This window comes from Streptomyces sp. NPDC003635 (assembly GCF_053587635.1).
This window is the reverse complement of the sequence record NZ_JBSFOK010000030.1, coordinates 1-18,926: the sequence shown is the minus strand read 5'-3', so window position 1 is coordinate 18,926 and position 18,926 is coordinate 1. Positions and strand designations below refer to the sequence as shown.

The 18,926-nt window shown below is 69.8% G+C and carries 15 protein-coding genes; 10 read left to right on the top strand and 5 right to left on the bottom strand.

Going from position 1 to position 18,926, the window contains the following annotated elements; translation table 11 throughout:
* Positions 1-20: 20 nt before the first annotated feature.
* Together ACWDRW_RS25575 and ACWDRW_RS25570 are read right to left on the bottom strand one after the other, a co-directional pair.
* A complete protein-coding gene (locus ACWDRW_RS25575) occupies positions 21-1,367 on the bottom strand; it encodes an extracellular solute-binding protein (protein ID WP_451726380.1) in 1,347 nt (448 codons plus the stop codon).
* Between the two features lie 136 nt (positions 1,368-1,503).
* Positions 1,504-3,330: a glycoside hydrolase family 2 protein gene (locus ACWDRW_RS25570; RefSeq protein ID WP_451726379.1), complete on the bottom strand. Its 1,827-nt coding sequence runs from the start codon at positions 3,328-3,330 to the stop codon at positions 1,504-1,506.
* A 203-nt stretch (positions 3,331-3,533) separates the two neighbouring features.
* Between ACWDRW_RS25570 and ACWDRW_RS25565 the strand changes: the two genes are divergently transcribed.
* A complete protein-coding gene (locus ACWDRW_RS25565; protein ID WP_451726378.1) occupies positions 3,534-4,523 on the top strand; it encodes a LacI family DNA-binding transcriptional regulator in 990 nt (329 codons plus the stop codon).
* 119 nt (positions 4,524-4,642) lie between these two features.
* On the opposite strand, the gene ACWDRW_RS25560 is transcribed toward ACWDRW_RS25565, so the two are convergent.
* On the bottom strand, positions 4,643-5,104 hold the full coding sequence (locus tag ACWDRW_RS25560; RefSeq protein ID WP_451726377.1) for a hypothetical protein: 462 nt from the start codon (positions 5,102-5,104) through the stop codon (positions 4,643-4,645).
* 461 nt (positions 5,105-5,565) lie between these two features.
* Between ACWDRW_RS25560 and ACWDRW_RS25555 the strand changes: the two genes are divergently transcribed.
* The 7 genes from ACWDRW_RS25555 (at position 5,566) to ACWDRW_RS25525 (ending at position 11,776) form a co-directional block, all read left to right on the top strand.
* On the top strand, positions 5,566-5,736 hold the full coding sequence (locus ACWDRW_RS25555; protein WP_451726376.1) for a DUF6480 family protein: 171 nt from the start codon (positions 5,566-5,568) through the stop codon (positions 5,734-5,736).
* Positions 5,737-6,248: 512 nt separating this feature from the next.
* A complete protein-coding gene (locus ACWDRW_RS25550; protein ID WP_451726375.1) occupies positions 6,249-6,509 on the top strand; it encodes a hypothetical protein in 261 nt (86 codons plus the stop codon).
* Positions 6,510-6,528: 19 nt separating this feature from the next.
* Positions 6,529-7,089, top strand: a complete 561-nt coding sequence (locus ACWDRW_RS25545; RefSeq protein ID WP_451726374.1) for a hypothetical protein — start codon at positions 6,529-6,531, stop codon at positions 7,087-7,089.
* Between the two features lie 743 nt (positions 7,090-7,832).
* A complete protein-coding gene (locus ACWDRW_RS25540) occupies positions 7,833-9,386 on the top strand; it encodes a PP2C family protein-serine/threonine phosphatase (RefSeq protein ID WP_451726373.1) in 1,554 nt (517 codons plus the stop codon).
* Positions 9,383-10,474, top strand: coding sequence for a cobalamin B12-binding domain-containing protein (locus ACWDRW_RS25535; protein ID WP_451726372.1), 1,092 nt, complete (start codon positions 9,383-9,385; stop codon positions 10,472-10,474). Before ACWDRW_RS25540 ends, ACWDRW_RS25535 begins: the two co-directional genes overlap by 4 nt.
* Positions 10,471-10,902 (top strand): STAS domain-containing protein, encoded by a 432-nt coding sequence (locus tag ACWDRW_RS25530; protein ID WP_451726371.1) that lies wholly within the window; start codon positions 10,471-10,473, stop codon positions 10,900-10,902. Before ACWDRW_RS25535 ends, ACWDRW_RS25530 begins: the two co-directional genes overlap by 4 nt.
* 394 nt (positions 10,903-11,296) lie before the next feature.
* Positions 11,297-11,776 (top strand): hypothetical protein, encoded by a 480-nt coding sequence (locus tag ACWDRW_RS25525; RefSeq protein WP_451726370.1) that lies wholly within the window; start codon positions 11,297-11,299, stop codon positions 11,774-11,776.
* 125 nt (positions 11,777-11,901) lie between these two features.
* On the opposite strand, the gene ACWDRW_RS25520 is transcribed toward ACWDRW_RS25525, so the two are convergent.
* Positions 11,902-12,285, bottom strand: coding sequence for an antibiotic biosynthesis monooxygenase family protein (locus ACWDRW_RS25520; protein WP_451726369.1), 384 nt, complete (start codon positions 12,283-12,285; stop codon positions 11,902-11,904).
* Between the two features lie 886 nt (positions 12,286-13,171).
* On the opposite strand from ACWDRW_RS25520, the gene ACWDRW_RS25515 reads away from it, so the two are divergent.
* The gene (locus ACWDRW_RS25515) at positions 13,172-15,952 is read left to right on the top strand and encodes a glycosyl hydrolase (protein ID WP_451726368.1); all 2,781 of its coding nucleotides are present in this window, start codon (positions 13,172-13,174) and stop codon (positions 15,950-15,952) included.
* Positions 15,953-16,042: 90 nt separating this feature from the next.
* On the opposite strand, the gene ACWDRW_RS25510 is transcribed toward ACWDRW_RS25515, so the two are convergent.
* Complete coding sequence (locus ACWDRW_RS25510; protein WP_451726367.1) at positions 16,043-17,068, bottom strand: LacI family DNA-binding transcriptional regulator; 1,026 nt, start codon at positions 17,066-17,068, stop codon at positions 16,043-16,045.
* Between the two features lie 471 nt (positions 17,069-17,539).
* Between ACWDRW_RS25510 and ACWDRW_RS25505 the strand changes: the two genes are divergently transcribed.
* Positions 17,540-18,610 (top strand): glycoside hydrolase family 43 protein, encoded by a 1,071-nt coding sequence (locus tag ACWDRW_RS25505; protein ID WP_451726366.1) that lies wholly within the window; start codon positions 17,540-17,542, stop codon positions 18,608-18,610.
* The last annotated feature ends 316 nt before the right edge of the window (positions 18,611-18,926 follow it).

The following is an 18,926-nucleotide window of genomic DNA, read 5'->3' as shown; positions in this document are numbered from 1 at the left end:
GCGGATGGTTCGCGGCCGGATCAGGCCGGGCTGGGCTTGGAAAGGAAGGTGTTGAGGCGCCGTACCATCGCGCGGGCCGCGCGGTCCGGGCTCATGTCGCCCAGGAGGGCCTGCTGGAGGACCTGGGACATGGCGTTCTGGAAGTCCGAGCCCGCTCCGGCGAACCAGGCGGCCGGGTCGAGGACGACGTGGTCGGCGGCCCCCGCGTAGTGGGACTGCGGGGTGAGCGCGGCGTATTCGCTGGTCTCGGTGACCGGTGTGTAGGCGGGGATGTGGCCGGCGGTGGCCCAGATCTGTCCGGCCTTGAGCAGCGCGGCGACGGCGCGGTGGGTGCGGTGTCGGTGGTCCTCGTCGGGGTGGTCGCGGCGCGGCAGGACGAAGGAGTGCGAGTCGGCGTAGACGGCCGGGGTGCCGAAGACGGTGGGGAAGGGGGCGGCGCCGACGTTCTTGTCGGTGGTGCGGAAGGTGCCCAGTTCCCACTCGCCGGAGAGGATCATCGCCGTCTGGTTGTTGACGAAGGAGGCGATGGCGGAGGCGTAGTCGAGGCTGCGGGGGTTGACGGCACCGTCGACGATCTTGGCCATGAAGGCGATGACCTCGGCCATCCGGTCGATGTCGACCTCGGCCGGGCCGCCTTCGGGCAGTGCGAAGCGGCCGCCGGTCTGGTGGTACAGGCCGTAGAAGAGCCGCCAGCACTGGGCGGTGTCGGTGACGTAGCCGAACGCGATGCCCTGCTTGCCGGAGGCCTTGGCGAGTTCCTTGCCGGCGGCGAGGAAGCGGTCGGGGGAGGAGAAGGCGTCGGTGTCGAGGGTGCCGTCGGCGGTGAGCAGGCCTGCCTTCTTCGCCGGTCCGGGGTGGTAGAAGACGATGAAGGGGTGGGTGTCCAGGGGGATGGCGTAGGTCTTGCCGTCGTACTGGGTGCGGGACCACACGGCGTCGGCGAAGTCGTCCGGGGCGATGCCGTATTCCGCCAGGACGTCGAGGTCCCACGGGTCCAGCAGCCCGGTGGGCGCGTACCCGGCGAGACGGGACATGTGGGAGACGGCGACGTCGGGTCCGCGGCCGCCGGCGGAGGCCATGGCGAGTTTGGTGTAGTAGGGCGTGCCCCACTCCAGGACGGTGCGCTCGACGTGTGTGCCGGGCATGTCGGGCTGGGCCTTGGCCACCATGTCGTTGAGCAGGCCGCCGTCGGCGCCGCTGAACAGGTCCCACAGTCGGACGGTGGATCCGTCGTCGGCCGCGAGGGCGGAGCCGCAGCCGGTGAGCGTGCCGGCGCCGAGGACGGCCGCGCCGGCGGCGAGTGCTGTCGTCAGGACGCGGCGTCTGGTCGGTCCGTGGCGACCGACCTGGGCGGGTGTGCCGGTCAATGGGGGTCCTTTCCGGTGGGTGGCGGTGCGGGAGGGGAGTCCGCGCGCCCGCCACCCACCACACTTACTGACTTACATCGATGTAAATCTTGGGCAGGGGAGGGTGTGCCCGCTCACAGGGAGCGGTGGTCAGGGGCTAAGGAGTGGTCTCGTAAGCCGCCGTGCGCAGCTGGGCCTCGCGCAGAGCCGCCGTGTCGGCCTTCTCGGAGCGGTCGAAGCGGTAGACGCCGTTGCGCTCCTGGAAGACGTCGGTGAGCTGGGTGTAGCAGTAGCCGAACATGCCGGGGTCGTCGAGCAGTACCCCAGTCAGGCCGCGGAAGCGTTCCACGAACTCCTCCTCGGTGCGCGGCCGTTCGCCGTAACCCCAGGAGCTCGCCGCGTCGTCACCGGCCGCGGCGGCGGCCTCCGGGTCCCACCAGATCCCGCCGAACTCGCTGCAGAAGTAGGGCTGTCCGCGATAGGGCACGGACCAGGTACGGCCCTCGGGGCCGGTGTTGACGTACGGTCGGTTCTCGGCGAGCCCGTCCATGATCTTGGCGAACGCCGCCGGGTCCTGCTCGTAGCAGTGCGAGTCGTACACGTCCGTCTCCGGCACCCGGTGCGCGTAGCCGGAGGCGTCGATGACGGGTCGGGTCGGGTCGGCCTGCTTGGTGGCCAGGAACATGCCGCGGGTGACGTCGTCCAGCACGGTGATGCGGTCGTGCAGGTTCTGGTACGTCTCGTTCAGCGGGCACCAGCCGACGATCGAGGGGTGGGAGTGGTCGCGCTCCAGCGCCTCCAGCCACTGGGTGACGTACGAGGCGTCGGGCCGCTGGTTGTCGTCGCGGACGCCGGTCTCGCAGCCCCAGTCGCCGAACTCGCCCCACACCAGGTAGCCGAGCCGGTCGGCGTGGTAGAGGAAGCGCTCCTCGAAGACCTTCTGGTGCAGGCGGGCCCCGTTGAACCCGGCCGCGATCCCCAGCTCGATGTCCCGCACCAGCGCGGCGTCGCTGGGGGCGGTCATCAGGCCGTCGGGGTAGTAGCCCTGGTCCAGGACGAGGCGCTGGAAGACCCGCTCTCCGTTGAGGAGCAGCTCCTTGCCGCGCACGGACACCGAGCGCAATCCGGCGTAGGAACGGACGGCGTCGACGACCGCTCCGTCCGGGCCGAGGACTTCGAGAACGAGGTCGTACAGGTGCGGGTCGTCCGGGGACCAGGTGCGCCGCCGTTCTTCGGGGACGGCGAGCGTCAGCCGCGGACACAGATCGAGGTCGGCGCGTCCCTCGGCGGTGACGACGGCTCCGTCGCCGTCGCTGAGCGTGGCGCGCACTCGGTGTCCGGCGACGTTCGCGGACAGCGGCAGCTCGACCAGGAAGGAGCCGGTGGCCAGTTCGGGGGTGATGCGGGGGCGGCGGAGGGCGACGGTGCGGGGGACGGGCTCGAGCCACACGGTCTGCCAGATGCCCGTGGTGCGGGTGTAGTGGCAGTGGGTGTTGGCGTACCAGGTGGCCTGCTTGCCGCGGGCCTGCACGCTGTGGCGGCTGTCCCGCGCGCGCACGACGACGGTGAGTTCCTGGCCGGCCGCGACCGCGTCGCCGAGGTCGGCGGTGAAGGGGGTGAAGCCCCCGCGGTGGCGGGCGACTTCCTGGCCGTTGGCCCACACGGTGGTGTCGTGGTCGACGGCGCCGAAGTGCAGCAGGACGCGGGCGTCGTTCCACTCGGCGGGCACGGTCACGGTGCGCCGGTACCAGACCGCCTCCAGGAAGTCCGTCTCGCCGATGCCGGACAGCTCCGACTCCGGGCAGAAGGGGACGAGGATGCGGTCGGCCAGGTCGCGGTCGGTGAGGCCGCGTTCCAGACCGGTGTCGGACCGGTCGATCTCGAACTGCCATTCGCCGTTGAGATTCAGCCAGGCGTCCCTGGTGAACTGGGGCCTGGGGTACTCGGGGCGGGGTGGCTCGTCCGGGAGGTACGAGTCGGGCATGGTGCTCCTCGTAGCGAGAGTGCAGGTCGGTGCAGGGTGTGCGGATCGTGCGGCCACATGGCACCATGCCGATTACATCGATGTAAATAGCTTCGGCGCAGATTCCGTGGGATCCGTTGGCCGGAAAGCGCTCTCCGTGATCGGTATGATCGCCGGAGTTCGGAAGGAAGGGCAGCGTGGCGGCCAGACCGAGGATCAAAGACGTGGCGCAGTACGCCGGCGTCTCGCCCAAAACCGTCTCCAACGTGATCAACAACTACGAACACGTCTCGGAACGGACCCGCACCGCCGTCCAGGAGGCCATCGACGCCCTGGGCTACCGCGTGAACATCGCCGGCCGCCAGCTCCGCCAGGGCCGCACCGGCATGATCACCCTCGCCGTGCCCGAACTCGACGTCGCCTACTTCTCCGAACTGGCCCGCCACGTCATGGAGGCCGCCGGACGCCACGGCCGCACCGTCCTGATCGACCACACGGGCGGAGAGCGCGAGCGCGAACTGGCCGCACTGCACGGATTCGACACCCAGTTCTGCGACGGAGTGATCCTCAGCCCCCTGTCCCTGCTGCCCCGCGACCTCGCCACCCGCGACCGCCGGCTCCCCCTCGTCCTGCTCGGCGAGCACCCCGCCGAAGGACACACCGACCACGTCGGCATAGACAACGTGCGCGCCGCACGCGAAGCCACCGAACACCTGCTGGCCCGGGGCCGACGCCGCATCGCGGTCATCGGCGGCACCCTGCGCGGCAGGCAGGGCACCGACCGGCTGCGCACCGACGGCTACCGTGAGGCCCTGGCCGCGGCCGGCCTGCCCTTCGAAGCCGACCTGGTGGTGCCGGTCGAGGCCTACCACTGGCGGGACGGCGCCGAAGCGGCCGCCCGCCTGGCCCGGGAAACGTCCCCACCGGACGCGCTGCTGTGCCTGAACGACAACCTCGCACTCGGCGCCCTGCGCGCCCTGCACGAAGCCGGCCTGCGTGTGCCCGGCGACCTCGATGTGATCGGGTTCGACGACATCGAGGCCTCCCGGTTCAGCGTGCCCAGCCTGAGCACCGTCGCCCCCGACAAACAGGAGATCGCCCGCCTCGCGGTCACCCTGCTCCTGGACCGCGTGGACGCCCCGGACTCATCCGCCCCGTACCGCGACGAGGTCGTCGGCCATCGGATCGTCGTCCGGGAGAGCAGCGGAGGCTGAGGCCGACCTGTACGGGGCAACCGTGACCCGGCTTCTCGGACCTCTGCCCGCTCATGTGGGCGGAGGGGATCGAACGGGACGCTGGTTCGGGTGCGCTGACTGGTGCTGATGGTGCGACGTCAGACCGCGTCGTGGTCTGACGCGGCGGCCCAGCGGCGGATGTGCGGGTCGGGATGGGTTCGCGCGGATGCGAGTGTGCTGTCGAGAAGTGTGTGCAGACGTTGCGGGTACGCCGTTCGGGAGGCGGGCAGGCTCAGCAGGACACGCTTGCGTATCCCCGGGTCAGTCGCCTCGGCGAAGACCCGCATGGATGCCTCCAGCCATGCGTCCTTGATGTCTTGTGAGTCGTCCAGAGCGGGATCACGTACCCCACCGGGTCCGTACGCTGGAGACCGACCTGCGCGCAGAGGCACATGGGCGCAGTACCAGGCCCGCACGGCGCCGGCTCGCTCGGCATCCGTGCCGGTCCGCAGACAGTCGACCGACGCCGCCATCACACGGCGGCGCCCGAACGCGTAGACCGCCGGCTCGGCGAACCAACGGCAGAAGCTGGGATCCGGGTCGTAGACGGCTGCCGCCATCAACGGAGTGAACAACTCCTCGGGCAGACACGCACGTTCGAGTAGTGGCCTACGCACCGCGTGAGCGAGCTGCCGGGGACGTCGGCCGTTCGGCTTCACGGCGACGTCCACATCCAGCAGCCGAGCCACCTCCGTCACGCGCATCCGGAATGAACGCGATTCGATGCCGCTCTGGTCGTCTACGTCGTCTTGGGACACGACCTCATTCTGGACCGGCCACGTGGGCGGCCACAGCCGCGTGGGTCCACTGATGCGCGCTCCAGTCGCGGAAGCGGTGCCGGCAAGCAGGCCGGGCCATCGCGGAGCCGGTCAACACAGTGATCGGAGATCAAGGTGAGCATGTTGTCCTTGTGATCGCCCGGGTCAGGACCCGCATCCGATCGGAGCGCCGACGGCGAAGTGCTGAATATCCGGATTCAGACGGATTTCGTTGTCGGCGGATTCCTGCGAAGGGCGAAACCATGAAGCGTCCCATTGCCTCACCCGACGAGACCCCGCCAAGGGAGGGCCCGATCGCCGAGGCTCCTTCCGAGCACGCGGACGACGGCGTATGGCGGCATCCGGACTTCTGGCTGACGCTCATCATGCTCGCCTCGCTCGTCATGGCCTGCGTCTACCTGGCCCGGACGTGAGGCGGTAGGCAGCGCACGGGCAGGGCTGGGCCAGCAGCCGCGCCAGGGGGGCGGGACGGGCTGCCGAGTCGGCTCCTGCCCAGTGCGCCGCCCCACGGCCCGTTTGCCGGTGCTCGTCGGGGACGTCGGCGAGGTGCCCGGAGGCGGCTCGGCGATGTTCTTGCGACGAGATCCGGGGGCTGCGGCGAAGATGTCCGGGCACGCGGTGGCCGTCTGCACGTGGGGCGCTCACGGGGCGGGTGTGTAGGTGTGCGCCGGGCAAGGGCGGAGGTCCACGGTCCGCCCTACGGAGCTGCGAGAGGTGTCCGCGTCGAAGGTTTGCCGCGCAAAGCTGAAAGAGCTGTCCGCGTCGAAGTCGAAGTGCCGCTGCTCACCGCAGCCGTGCCGATGAGGCACGTCGGGAACCGTCAACTGGACGGTGAACTTCCGTATGCGGGCGGCTACTTGTGTGCGTGTGGCAGCAGAGCCCGGGTAGTCGACACTTCACGTGCGAACGAAAGGAGTGACGGCTCGTGGACTCCCGGGAGAAGACCGCGAAACCCAGGCTCGGCACCTTGCAGCGAGGGACCCGTCAACGCGCCCAGTTGCGAGTCCGGCTCGCCGACATCGCATGGACCTGTCTGTGTGCCGTGCTCGCCCTGTGGGCGGCCGTGAGCTCGCTCGGAGCGGCACGCGGGACGACGGGTTGGGCTTACTGTGCGGTCGCCTGGATTCTTCTGGCCTTCGCGTGCGCCATGGTGCTCGCCGGCCACCGGCGCAGGAAGCGGCTCTGACGGCTGAAGGAGGCGGAGCATGCAACAGATCCGGGATTTCCTGGCGCGGCACCTGTGGGCGCAGCTCGCCCTGTCCATCCTGGCCGCCAGCGTGCTGGTCGCGCTGCTCTTTCCAGGGCGCTCGTTCGGGACCGTGCTGCTGCGCACGGCGGTCATGTCGGTCGGTGGGATCTGCGTCATTGTGATCGCCCGCCGCAAGGAAAAGCGAGCCGCGGGCGGGAAGACGAACGACCTCGTCTCGCTGGACCGGAAGCTGCGCACGGGTGATGTACCGCAGGACCCGCAAGAGCAGAGCGCGATGCGCGATCTGGTCGCCCAGCGGTTGCACCGCACCCGGCACCGCGTGGCCGCGCTGATCTTCCTCGCCGCGCTTTTCACCACGATCACCGTGCTGACCGCGCTCACCCAGGGACTGCGGCAGACCATCGGCATGACCTTGATCAGCGTGACGTTCATCGGGTGGATGATCTACTACAGCAACCTCCAGAACCGCCGACTGCACACGATGCGCGCGGCACTTCAGGGCCGGGTCGCAGGCGGCGCCACCAGCGGCGCGTCCTCACTTCGCCCCTCGGGGTGAGACGCCAGCGCTGTACGTGAGGCGCGTGGTCCTGCGGCCGTCCGGCCGTCAGCGGGTCATCGCCGCGGTGATGGTGCGCGCGGCGGGGCGGGTGGTTCTCCAGCCGGTACGAGCGTGTGCGGGGGCCTACGAGCAGCTGCAGCGGCGGCGTACGCAGCTTTCGTGACGGTCAGCGTCGCCTCCCCACGCCGTGAGCATCGCGATGCGGGCGAGAGGCGCGAGGTCCTGCACCACACTGCTGACGCCATCGGCACCAGCAATCGTCCCCAGGACTTTGCGCGAACGCCTCGCGCGCCGCAGTAGGTACTGTTGGTGATCCGCCGAGCCGGGCCATGATCGCCCGGCAGGCCGATCAGTGGGCAGGGGCGAATCGGCCTTGTGAAGCTGCGTCGAGCCTGGAGGCCATCCGAGCGGTCGGCTCGGGCTTCGCCGTCTGCGGGCCCGCCTCGCGGGCGGTGCGTCTTTGTACATATCCGGCTAACTGTCCGATGGTGCGCACATCGTCTTCACATGTGTGCAGATGGCACGATTGAGGTAGGGCGGGGTTGCGTAGAGGAGTCCATGTGCGCGATCGTTGCCTGAAGGCAATGATCTCTTTTGAAGTGGTGAGGTGAGGGATTCGCCCAGCGGGTCCTCGATACTTGGTTTTCACCCGAGCGCAGAGCGCCGCAGACACGGAGCCGGACTTCCCATGGGGCCGTGCCCCGTACCCGGTCCTGGTCACTGATGCGGCGGGCCTCCTCGTGCAGCGCAACGACGCAGCACGGGTGCTTCTCCCCGCAGCCCGTCCCGGGATACCTCTGGCCGGGGTGGTCCCGGCCTGGCTGACCGCGGCTCACCAGGCGATGCGCTTGCCCAGGCCCAGGTCCGGGGAGGAGCCGAACGCGCCGTTGTCCGGTGTGATCGAGGGACGTCGTTTCGAGGCGCACCCCAGCGTGCGAGACGACGGCACGGTGGCGTGGTGGCTGGTGGACGACACCGATCACCAACTCGCCCGTGAAGCGCTGCACGTGGAGCGGGAGCGGACCGCGTTCCTCGCGAAGGCGTCGAGCACCCTGCTCTCCTCCCTCAACCTGGGGCGCTGCATGGACGTGACCGCGCAGTTGGCCGCCGAGAACCTCGCTGATGCGGCGCTGGCCATCGCGCCGGCCCGCGGTCACCGGCTGCCTGTGGTGACCTGCCTGCGCGGCGGCACCCCCAGCTCCTCGCAGCAAGCGGTGGACCCCGATGCCGTTCCTGGTCTGGCTGAAGCCCTGCGCGGGTTTCCGCCGGTGCCTTCCCGGTGGATCGACCCCGCTGCCGCCCCGGCCTGGATGGTCCCTGAAGGCTTCGGTCCCGTCGGAGCGATGGTGATCACGCCGCTGCCCGGGCATGGTGTCTCGGCCGGTGCGCTGGTCCTGCTGCGCAAGGAGGGCAGCGCCGCCTTCACCGAAGAGGAAGAAGTCTTCGCTCGTCTGTTCGCCGCGCGTTCGGGAGCGGCGATGTCGGCGGCCCGCCTGTACGCGGAGCAGACGGCCATCACCGAGGTGCTCATGCGGGAGCTGCTGCCCCCGGCCCTGCACCGGATCTCCGGAGTGGACTTCGCCGGCAGCTACCGCCCCTCGGCCGACCACGAGCGCGTCGGCGGGGACTTCTACGACGTGCACCCCGCCACGGTGGAGGGTGAGCCCTCCCTGGTGACGCTCGGCGACGTGTGCGGCAAGGGCCTGGAGGCCGCCGTCCTCACGGGCAAGATCCGCAACACCCTGCACGCCCTGCTGCCCCTGGCCGACGACCACCAGCGCATGCTCACGCTGCTCAACACCGCCCTGCTCACCTCCCACCACACCCGCTTCGCGACGTTGGTCCTGGCCTCCGCCGTCCGCCGGGGCGACGAGGTCCACGTACGGCTGACCAGCGCCGGTCACCCGATCCCGCTGATCGTCCGGGCGAACGGCACCGTCGAGGAAGCCGACACCAGCGGCACCCTGGTCGGAGCCCTGCCGGAGGTCCGCGCCCACAGCACCACTGTCACGCTCGCCCCTGGGGAGTCCTGCATCCTGTACACGGACGGGATCACCGAGGCCAAGGGCGGCCCGATGGGAGACGCCTTCTTCGGTGAGAAACGCCTCCAGAGCGCCCTCGCCGGCTGCGTCGGCATGCCCGCCGAGGGCATCGTGGAGCACGTCCAGATGCTCGCCTCCCAGTGGCTCGGCGACCGACGGCACGACGACATGGCCGTGGTCGCCATCTCCGCACCCCGCACCCGTCACCTGAGCGCGGTGAACGCCCCTTCTCGGGGTAACCGCACCGCATGAGCACCAGCAGCCCACCCCGCCTCCCAGGCCACACCAGCCTGCCAGAGCTGTCCGAGCAGCTCTGGACCGCCGTGGCCGCCGGAGACGAGACCGCCGCCACCGACGTCGTCCTGCGCGCCCTGGATGAGGGCACCGACCCGGAGTCCGTCCTGTTGGACGTGATCGCGGCGGTCCAGGGCAGGGTCGGTGAGGAGTGGGCCGCGAACAGGATCAGCGTCGCGCAGGAGCACACCGCCACGGCCATCAATGAACGCGTCGTCGCCGCGCTCGCCCGGCACCCGGCCTCCCGCACCACCGCCTACCGGGGCCGGATCACGGTGGCCTGCGTGGACGGTGAATGGCACGCGCTGCCCGCGCGGCTGGTGGCCGAGGTGCTGAAACTGCGTGGCTGGCAGGTGGACTACCTCGGCGCGCAGGTCCCCTCACCCCATCTGATCGCCCACCTGCACATCACCAAGGCCGACGCGGTCGCGCTGTCCAGCTCGATCGCCACCAGGCTGCCCACCGCCCACGCGGCGATCACCGCGTGCCAGGCCATCGGCGTTCCTGTCCTCGTCGGCGGCGCCGCGTTCGGACCCGACGGCCGCTACGCGAAGCTGCTCGGTGCACAAGCCTGGGCTCCGGACGCCCGGAGCGCGGCAGACCGGCTCGCCGAGGGGCCGCTGCCGCAACCGCAGTCCGATCACCAGCAGATCGATGACCTGCCCCACCTGGCCGACCAGGAGTACACACTGGTCGCCCGCAGCAGCGGCTCCCTGGTGCGGACCGTCTTCCTCGCCCTGCAGGACGCCTTCCCCGCCATGCGCGCCTACGACGACACGCAGCGCGACCGCACGGCGGAAGACCTCGCACACATCGTGGACTTCCTCCTCACCTCCCTCTACCTCGGCGACGAAGACCTCTTTGTGTCGTTCATCGCCTGGACCGCCCAGATCCTCCGAGCACGCGGGGTGCCCGTACTGTCCTTGCCTCCAGCCCTCAAACTCTTCGCCCGCGAACTCCAGGACTTTCCCCGGGCGGTCCGCACGCTTCAGCGCGGAGTCGAAGCCCTCACCGCTGACCAACCCACCACTGGATCACCCGCATGACCACCCTGCCCCCCGCACTCGAGCTCACCACGATCGACACCCAGGACACGGTCCGCATAGAGATCACCGGCGATCTCGACCACGACACCGCCGACCTCCTCCTGGACGAGGTCACCGCCCAGCTCACGGAGCGGCCGGGCCTGAAAGACCTGCACCTGCACTGCGCCGCGGTCGGCGTCGTCGATTCGATGGGACTGTCAGCCCTCTTGATGATCGGCCGCCGCGCGGCAGCGGCCGGAGCGCGTCTGCACCTGGACGACCGGCCCGCGAAACTGACCCGGCTCCTCAACATCACCGGGACGCTGGACTACTTCACGGCCGCGACCCCCACCGGTGTCTCGACCTCGCACCAGAACACGGCGCCACCCGTCACGATGGCGGCGCAGGCGCAGACGGCCCGCTCCTCCGGACCGGACGCCACCGCCTGAACCACGCGCGGTCGGCCACCGGCTGGAACAGGCCACGGGCTGGAGCAGGGCGCCGACCCACCCGGCCCGGCTCACCAGGCCACACAGCCCACCTGCCTGCCAGGTCGCGCCCAGGTTGAACGCGGCCTGTGTCACCGCAACCCGAGCGGTGGCTATGATCGCGCCACGAGAAGGGTGGGCGATGAAACGCGGGCTTCTTGCAGGTGTCGGCGTCGTGCTGTTGGCCGTGACAGCGTGCACGTCGGCCGGCTCCGCACCGGGTTCCCCCTCCCCGGCCGCGTCCTCACGCGCTGCTTCCCGCTCTCCGGAACCACCCGAACCCGGCCCTGCCACGCCGTTGGGGGCGGCGAGGGTCGCCCCGGGTGATGCCAAACTCATCGAGGCGGTGCTGAGTATGGATGCCTTCTCCGAGGACAAGACCGTGCCCGCCCCATCCGAGGCCATCATCCTGCGGCGCCGCGAGCCTGTAGGCAGCGGCGATGTGGCGTGGCTGCCGGACGCCAACACCTACTGCCTGACGGCGATCCGCGAGCGGGCGGCGGACCGGCAGTGCTTCGGGCTCGCGGAGCAACGCGTGGCGCAGGGTTACGTGCACGTGGGCAGAAGCATGCCGCACGGGCTCTCGCACCAGGGAGGGCCGCGCCAGATGTGGCTTACGGTCAGCGTCGTCGAGAACAGCAGGGGCCCGTTCGCCTTCGTGGGCGGTACGCCGAAGCACGCGACCCCGGTCCAGGAAGCCACGGTGAAGTTCGCCTCGGGCAGGACCATGACGTTTCTGACGTACGAATTCCCTGAAGCCGTGGACATACCGACGGACGCGGAGATCTGCAACGCCAGCCGAGTTGTCTGCTTCAACGCTTTCACGCCGAGCTGAGGAGGCGTCAGCGGAGGGAGAAGGCGGCTCCCTCCGCCGCAGTCGGGCGACCGGTCGCGGCGGCCGGCCACCCGGGCCGGCACGATCGAGTCACCCATCCCCAGAGCGCCCGGGCGCGAGACGGGTCAGCCGGCGGTCGAGGTTTCTTGTGGCGCCGCCGCTCGCCGGAAACCATGACTCCGTTCGACCTTCGCCACATGGAGCGTGTAGCTCTCGTACCACTCGGCTCGACCGCGCTGTTGTGCGGCCCGGTGCTCGCTGTGGGTCCGCCACTGGGTGAGAGCGTCGGCGTCTCGGAAGTAGGCGACGCTGATGCCCAGCCCGCCGGGAGTCTGCGCGCTGTCCATTCCCAGATAACCGGGGATGTCCTTTACCAGTCCCTCCAAGCGGGCGTTGGTCTCGCTGTAGCCGCTCTGGTCCTGGCTGCGGACCGTGGAGAAGACGGCGACGTAGTACGGCGGTTCAAATGCCCTGACAGGCGCGACAGTTGCATCGGATCGATTGCTCATGACGGAGACCGTAGGGCCCGGTCTCAGTCGGCATCCAGCGTCTTTCCTGTACGGGATCCAGAAGGGATCCATCTCTTTACCGAAGCGGCCCGAACCCGCAACCGGCGCCCGGCACCGGCACCGCCTCATCCACCGCGGTGCCGGAGGAGGGGTGCGGGGGCGATGCTGGCTGAGGCACCGAGCACCTCGCCATCCTTGCCTTGCGGCGGGCGCCGGGCGTCGGCGAGCCGGCTCTTGAGCTCTCCATCGCCAGACTGTTCAAGTCTTCGAACATGGCGGCCTGTTGCTGGGTGACGAAGTGATCCGGCTGGCCCCGATGCCTTGGACGTCGGTGAGACCACCGACGGCGAGCCGGGTCCGGAGCGACTCCAGCAGTCGGCCTCGTCCTCGGTGTCGGTCTGCTTGATGATGAGTCCGTGGTGGGGCTTGTCGTACTCCCCGAAGAGCTCGGCCTGCTCCTGTCCGACGGTCTTCAAGAGGTCCGCGGTGACAGTGGCTTCACGTCCGCGCCGTCGGCGGACTCGCCAGGAGGATCTCCGCAGGCGGGTGAGCCGGCTGCAGGCCCAGGGCGATCGTCCGAGGCTGACCGTGGCTCTCCGGGCTGCTCGGGCGCTGTGCGGGGGAAGCCTCCGTGGCCGCGAAGAGGTGAAGGTACCTGAGAGCGCTCTCAAATCCTGAGGGGAGCGTGCCCGCTCATCGGGTGATCAGTCAAGACTCGAAGGCATAACGGGCGCAACTCGGAGCCCAACTGCCGTCTGTGTCAAATCTATTGACGCCGACGTTACCTGGACCTTACGTTTCCGGCCATCTGAGAGCGCTCTCGAAGCGTTCCGGACACACACGGTGAGACCCCACTACCCGTCGTGATGACTCGAGGTACCCCTTCATGCCATCCACCCGCAACAGACCGGCCACCGTGCTGGTCCTGGCCGCCGCCCTCGCCGCCGCCGGACTCGGTCCGGCCGCGACCCCGGCCGCCGCCGCCACGATCCCCGTCGGCGCCGGCAGCTACTCCGACACCCGCCCCGCCGGAACGACCGGCCCGACCACCAACACCGGCACCCCGGTCACTCCCAAAGTGACCTCCGCCGCCCAGGGCAAGCCCGTGCCCACCAACGACTGGTGGTCCTCCCTGGCCTTCCAGCGGTACGGCGACAACCCCCACTCGACGCCGATGTACGGCCACCCCCTCACCTACCAGGCCGTCTCGGGCGGCCTGCAGATCGGCTACCCGACATCCGCCGCGATCGTCGGCGATGGGCGCCAGTACGAGTACGCCCACAAAGCCGACCTCACCCTCGGCCTCACCGGCCTCAACTCGCCCGACACCAAGGCCGACAGCTGGTCCGACTGGACCGTCACCCCCTACTGGTCCGACGGCACCCGCACCCTGCGCACGACCATCGGCCACGGCATGCCCTTCGTCTACGCCAAGGGCTCCGGCGGCAACGCCCAGATCACCACGGCCTCCGCACCCGCCGTCTTCGCCGACCAGGGCAACGTCCTCGGCATCACGGTCGCCGGACACCACTACGCCCTGTTCGCACCCACCGGCAGCGACTGGAACGTCTCCGGCTCCACCGTCACCGCGGGCCTGGGCGGCAAGGACTACTTCTCTGTCGCCGTCCTGCCCTCCACCGACGCGCTCGCCACCTTCCGCAAGTACGCCTTCAGCTTCGTCACCGGCTCCAAGGTCGACTGGAACTACAGCGGCGGGACCGTGCGCGCCACCTACACCCTGACCACCGAGGCGAAGGAGGGCACGGAACGCGGCACGCTCCAGGCCCTCTACCGGCACCAGTGGCTCAACACCACGGACGCGCTCACCCCGTACACCTACGTCTCCCCGCGCGGCACCATGAAGGTGCGCGAGTCCGCCTCCTTCACCACCACGCAGAAGGCCTCCCCGGTCCTGCCCGGCCTGCCCAAGACGAGCGGTGTCGACGCGGCCCGGCTGCGCAACTACCTCAACGACGTCGCGAACTCCGCGGACCCCTTCTCCGGCGCCACCGACACCTACTGGACCGGCAAGGCCCTCGGCAAACTCGCCCAACTGGTCCCGCTGGCCGACCAGATCGGCGAGGGCGCGATCCGCGACAAGCTCCTCGGGCTCATCAAGGGACGCCTCCAGCAGTGGTTCACCGCGGGCGGCGCCAACGAGTTCTCCTACGACCAGGCGTGGAAGACCCTCACCGGCTATCCCGCCTCCTACGGCAGCGACAGCGAGCTCAACGACCACCACTTCCACTACAGCTACTACGTCTACGCGGCCGCGATCGTCGCCCAGTACGACCCGTCCTGGGCCGCCGACTCCGCCTGGGGCGGCATGGTCAAGACCCTGATCCGCGACACCGCCAACCCCAGCCGCACCGACAGCGCCTTCCCGTTCCTGCGCGGCTTCGACGTGTATGCCGGCCACAGCTGGGCCTCGGGCCACCAGGGCTTCGCCGCCGGCAACAACCAGGAGTCCTCGTCCGAGTCGATCAACCTCAGCGCGGCACTCGTATTGTGGGGCTCGGCCACCGGTGACGCGGCGCTGCGCGACCTCGGCAGCTACCTCCTCACCACCGAGGCCGAGGCCATCGCCCAGTACTGGTTCGACGCCGACGAGCAGGTCTTCCCCTCCTCCTTCGGCCACGACACCGCCGGCATGGTCTGGGGCAGCGGCGCGGCCTACGCCACCTGGTGGACGGCCAACCCCGAGGAGATACACGGCATCAACGTCCTCCCGGTGACCGGCGGTTCCCTGCACCTCGGTGGCGAGAAGGCCGCCATCCGGCGGAACCTGGCGGAGATGGAGCGCGAGAACGGCGGCCCCGCCGCCGAATGGCGCGACATCCTGTGGGAGTTCCAGTCGCTCGCGGACCCGGCGGCGGCGAAGTCCAAGTGGGACGCGGGCAACGCCTCCTACACCCCGGAGGAGGGCGAGTCCAAGGCGCACACCTACCACTGGATCGAGACCCTCGCCGCCCTCGGTGCGCCCGACCCCACCGTGACCGGCGACATCCCCTCCGCCGCCGTCTTCGTCAAGGGCACGACCCGCACCTACGCCGCCCACAACTACGGCTCCAGCGCGCGCACGGTGACGTTCTCGGACGGCAAGACCCTGTCCGTGCCCGCCCGTTCGACCGCGACCGGCACCGGAACCGGCAGCGATCCCGACCCCGACCCGGATCCGGATCCGCCGACCGGCAACACCTTCCAGCTGCGTTCCGGCGGCACGCTCACCACGTCCACCAGCGGCACGGCAGGCAGCGACACCATCGCCTCCGCCGGCGGCACCAACCACGACGGCACCCCGTACCAGCCGCTCGTCTACGAGGCCCGCGGCGTCAACGGCACCCTCACCCCGGGCGCGGCCACCGCATTCCGGTTCCAGGTCGACGCCGGCCCCACGGTCGGCCTGGGCCAGCAGGTGAGGATCAGCTACGACCTCACCGGCGACGGCACCTTCGACCGCACCGAGACGTATCACTACTTCGCCACCGACCCCGTCGCCGGATGGGAGCAGTACGCCCAGACACGCGGCCTGAAGTCAGCCACCGGCAGCCTCGGCAACCTGGCCAACGGCACAGTCCGACTGGAGGTGTGGAGCGCCATCGGCAACGGCACGTCCAAGATCCAGACAGGCACGGAGAACTCCGTGCTCGTGATCCCCTTCAGCTGATCGGGCAGCAGCCCTTCACGGAGGCGCGGCGGGCACCGGCGATCGAGCCGGCGCCCGCCGCGCTCGTGCGCGTGGCTCTCCGAGCGCGGGTCAGGCCGATGCGCGCCGAACCAGCGACGTCGGCGTGATGACGGAGGCGGGCGCAGGGCTCCCCGCCCCGTCGAGCAGCCGCATCAACAGCTTCACCATCAGCCGGCCCATGCCCTCGATGTCCTGGTGGACGGTGGTGAGCGCCGGGTCGGTCAGCTCCACCACCGACGCCATGTCGTCGAACCCCACCACCGCCACGTCGTCAGGGACGCGCGCCCCCCGCTCCCGCAGCGTGCGCAGCGCTCCCAGCGCCGTCAGGTCGTTGGCGGCGAACACCCCGTCGAGATCCGGGTGCCGCTCCAGCAGTTCGGCCATCGCCCGGGCGCCGCCCTTCGCGGTGAAGTCGCCCTGGCACAGCAAGGTGGGGTCCGCGTCGATGAGGACGTCGTGGTAACCGTCGACCCGGTCCAGGGCCGCTGTCAGGTCGAGCGGTCCCGCGATGTGCGCGATCTTGCGCCGGCCCAGGGAGAGGAGGTGCTGGACCGCCTGACGGGCCCCGCCGCGGTTGTCGCAGTCGACGTACGGCGACACCAGACTGCGGTCCACGGCCGACCGTCCGCCGAACACGGTGGGGATCCGGGACTTCTCGATGAGGGCCGGCAGCTCGTCGTCGTTGTGCACGGAGAAGGCGAGCGCCCCGTCGACATGGCCGCCGCCGAGATAGCGGACGATCCGGTCATGATCACCACGGCCCTCGACCCACAGCAGTACGAGCTGCAAGTCGTGCGCCGTCAGCTCGCGGCTGATCCCGCGCACCTGCTGCTCGAAGAACGGGTCGGAGAAGACCCGGAACTCCGGCTCGGCGATGATCACAGCCACCGCACCGTTGCGCCGGGTGACCAGGGTCCGGGCCGCGTGATTGGGCACGTAGCCCAGCTCCTCGACCGCCTGGCGCACCTTCTCGACCAGGGGAGCGCGCACCCCCGCACCACCGTTGACCACCCGCGACGCGGTAGCCCGGGAGACACCGGCACGCGCCGCGACGGCTTCCAGAGTGGGGCGGGACCCCGTGATCGGCTCGGGCAAGGCGGGCACTCCCTCGTCTGGGCACGTTCAAACCGGCGGCGATGCGATTCAGTCAGGATATCGACAGCCCACGAAATCGTGAGAGCGCTCCCAATCAGGGGTGAGGCAGGCGAATGGGCTCACATCACCCTCCTCGGGGGCCCGCTCCTCCGTAAGGCCGAGTTCGTCGAGGGCGGGCACACCTGCGTGTGGTCGAGAATCCTTCGACGCCCTGGCCGAACCGGGCAGAGGCGGTAGCCGGTGCTCCCGCCGGCCCGATGGCGCACCCTGCACGAGACGTTGACAGGTTCACCTCTGGTCGCGATGCTGGGGACAGCGGATTTGCATCGATGTAAATCACAGTTGCAGCCGAGTTCCGACGGCCAGGATCGCTCCCCACTCCTCCGACGCGGTCCCGACCGGACGCAGCCCCCACGCCGCTGCCTCGCGTCGGCGCGGCGTCGAAGCGGAGGCCGACCATGGAACGGGGCCATGACCTCAACTCGCACTCTGAGGAGCGCTGCTGCTCTCCTGCTGACCGGCGTGCTCGCCGCCGCCCTGTCTCTGACGGCCGCCGAACCCGCCGGGGCCGGCCAGACGGCTCTGCGGGCCGCTGACCCGAGCGTGCTGCGGGTCGGCGGAACCTACGTCTCGGTCCAGTCCGTCGGTGACGGCATCGCCGTACGGCAGGCCCCCTCCACGGACGCACTCGCCTCCGCGCCCGCCCGCCGGGTGTGGTCGGACACGCTCGGCCTCGGTGAGGTCTGGGCTCCGGAGATCGTGCGCGACGGCGGCCGGTACTACATCTACTTCACGGCCGGTCGCGGACCGGCCCACCGGATGTACGTCATCAGCTCCGCCAGCCCGGACAGTGGGTACACCGGCGCGACGAAACTCGCTCTGCCGGACGACAAGTGGGCGATCGACGGCACCCTGTTCACCTTCAACGGGCAGCGCTGGTTCGTCTGGTCCGGCTGGGCCGGTGACACCAACGTCGAGCAGAATCTCTACATCGCCCGGATGAGCAGCCCCACGAGGCCCACCGGCGGGCGGTACGTCATCTCGCAGCCGCGCGAGCCCTGGGAACGGGTGGTCGGCAACCCGTTCATCAACGAAGCGCCCGAACCCATCAAGGACCCGAACGGCCAACTGCACATCGCCTACTCGGCCAACGGCAGCTGGAGCGACCAGTACTGCCTGGCCGACCTGCGGCTGCGGGCTGGTGGGGACCCGACGTACGTATGGGACTGGTACAAGTCCAACGGCTGCCTCTTCGGTTCGCATCGCGCCACGATGATGTCCGGCTGGGACCCCACCCTGTACGTCGACGGACCCGGTCACCACAGCTTCGTGCTCCTCGACGGCGACATCAACACGAGCCCGCCCGCCGGTCCGCGCTTGCCTCTCCTGTTCCACGCGGTCCCCAAGGGGACGCCGTACACGTGGGAGAACCGGTACTGGTACACCGGCACGTTCACCTGGTGGGGCAACGTCACCTACAGCCGCGCCAACGTCCCCGGCGCGAACACGAACACCGGCTGGAGCCTCAAGTTCTTCGAGTAGTCACGTGTTCTCAGCTGGGCCACGAGGAGAAGTCCCGTCCGGAGCGTCGGTCTCCCGGCCAGCTCCTTCAGTCGCGCGCCGACATCCGGTCGGGGCATCCAGCCTGCCGCCCCTGAACAGGACCGGCGTACTGTCGACTCCAGCCGGACGGACTGTTGCGTGAAGCCCTCCCGGTGGGGCAGATACGCCAGCCCGGGGCCGGACTCTCGCATCACACTTCTTCATCGAGTCTCTCCTTCGTGGATACCCCCGGCTTCAGCCGGGGGAGGAAACGAAGCTCCTGCGGAGCAGGGCAGGGAAAGCCGGTTCGCCGCCA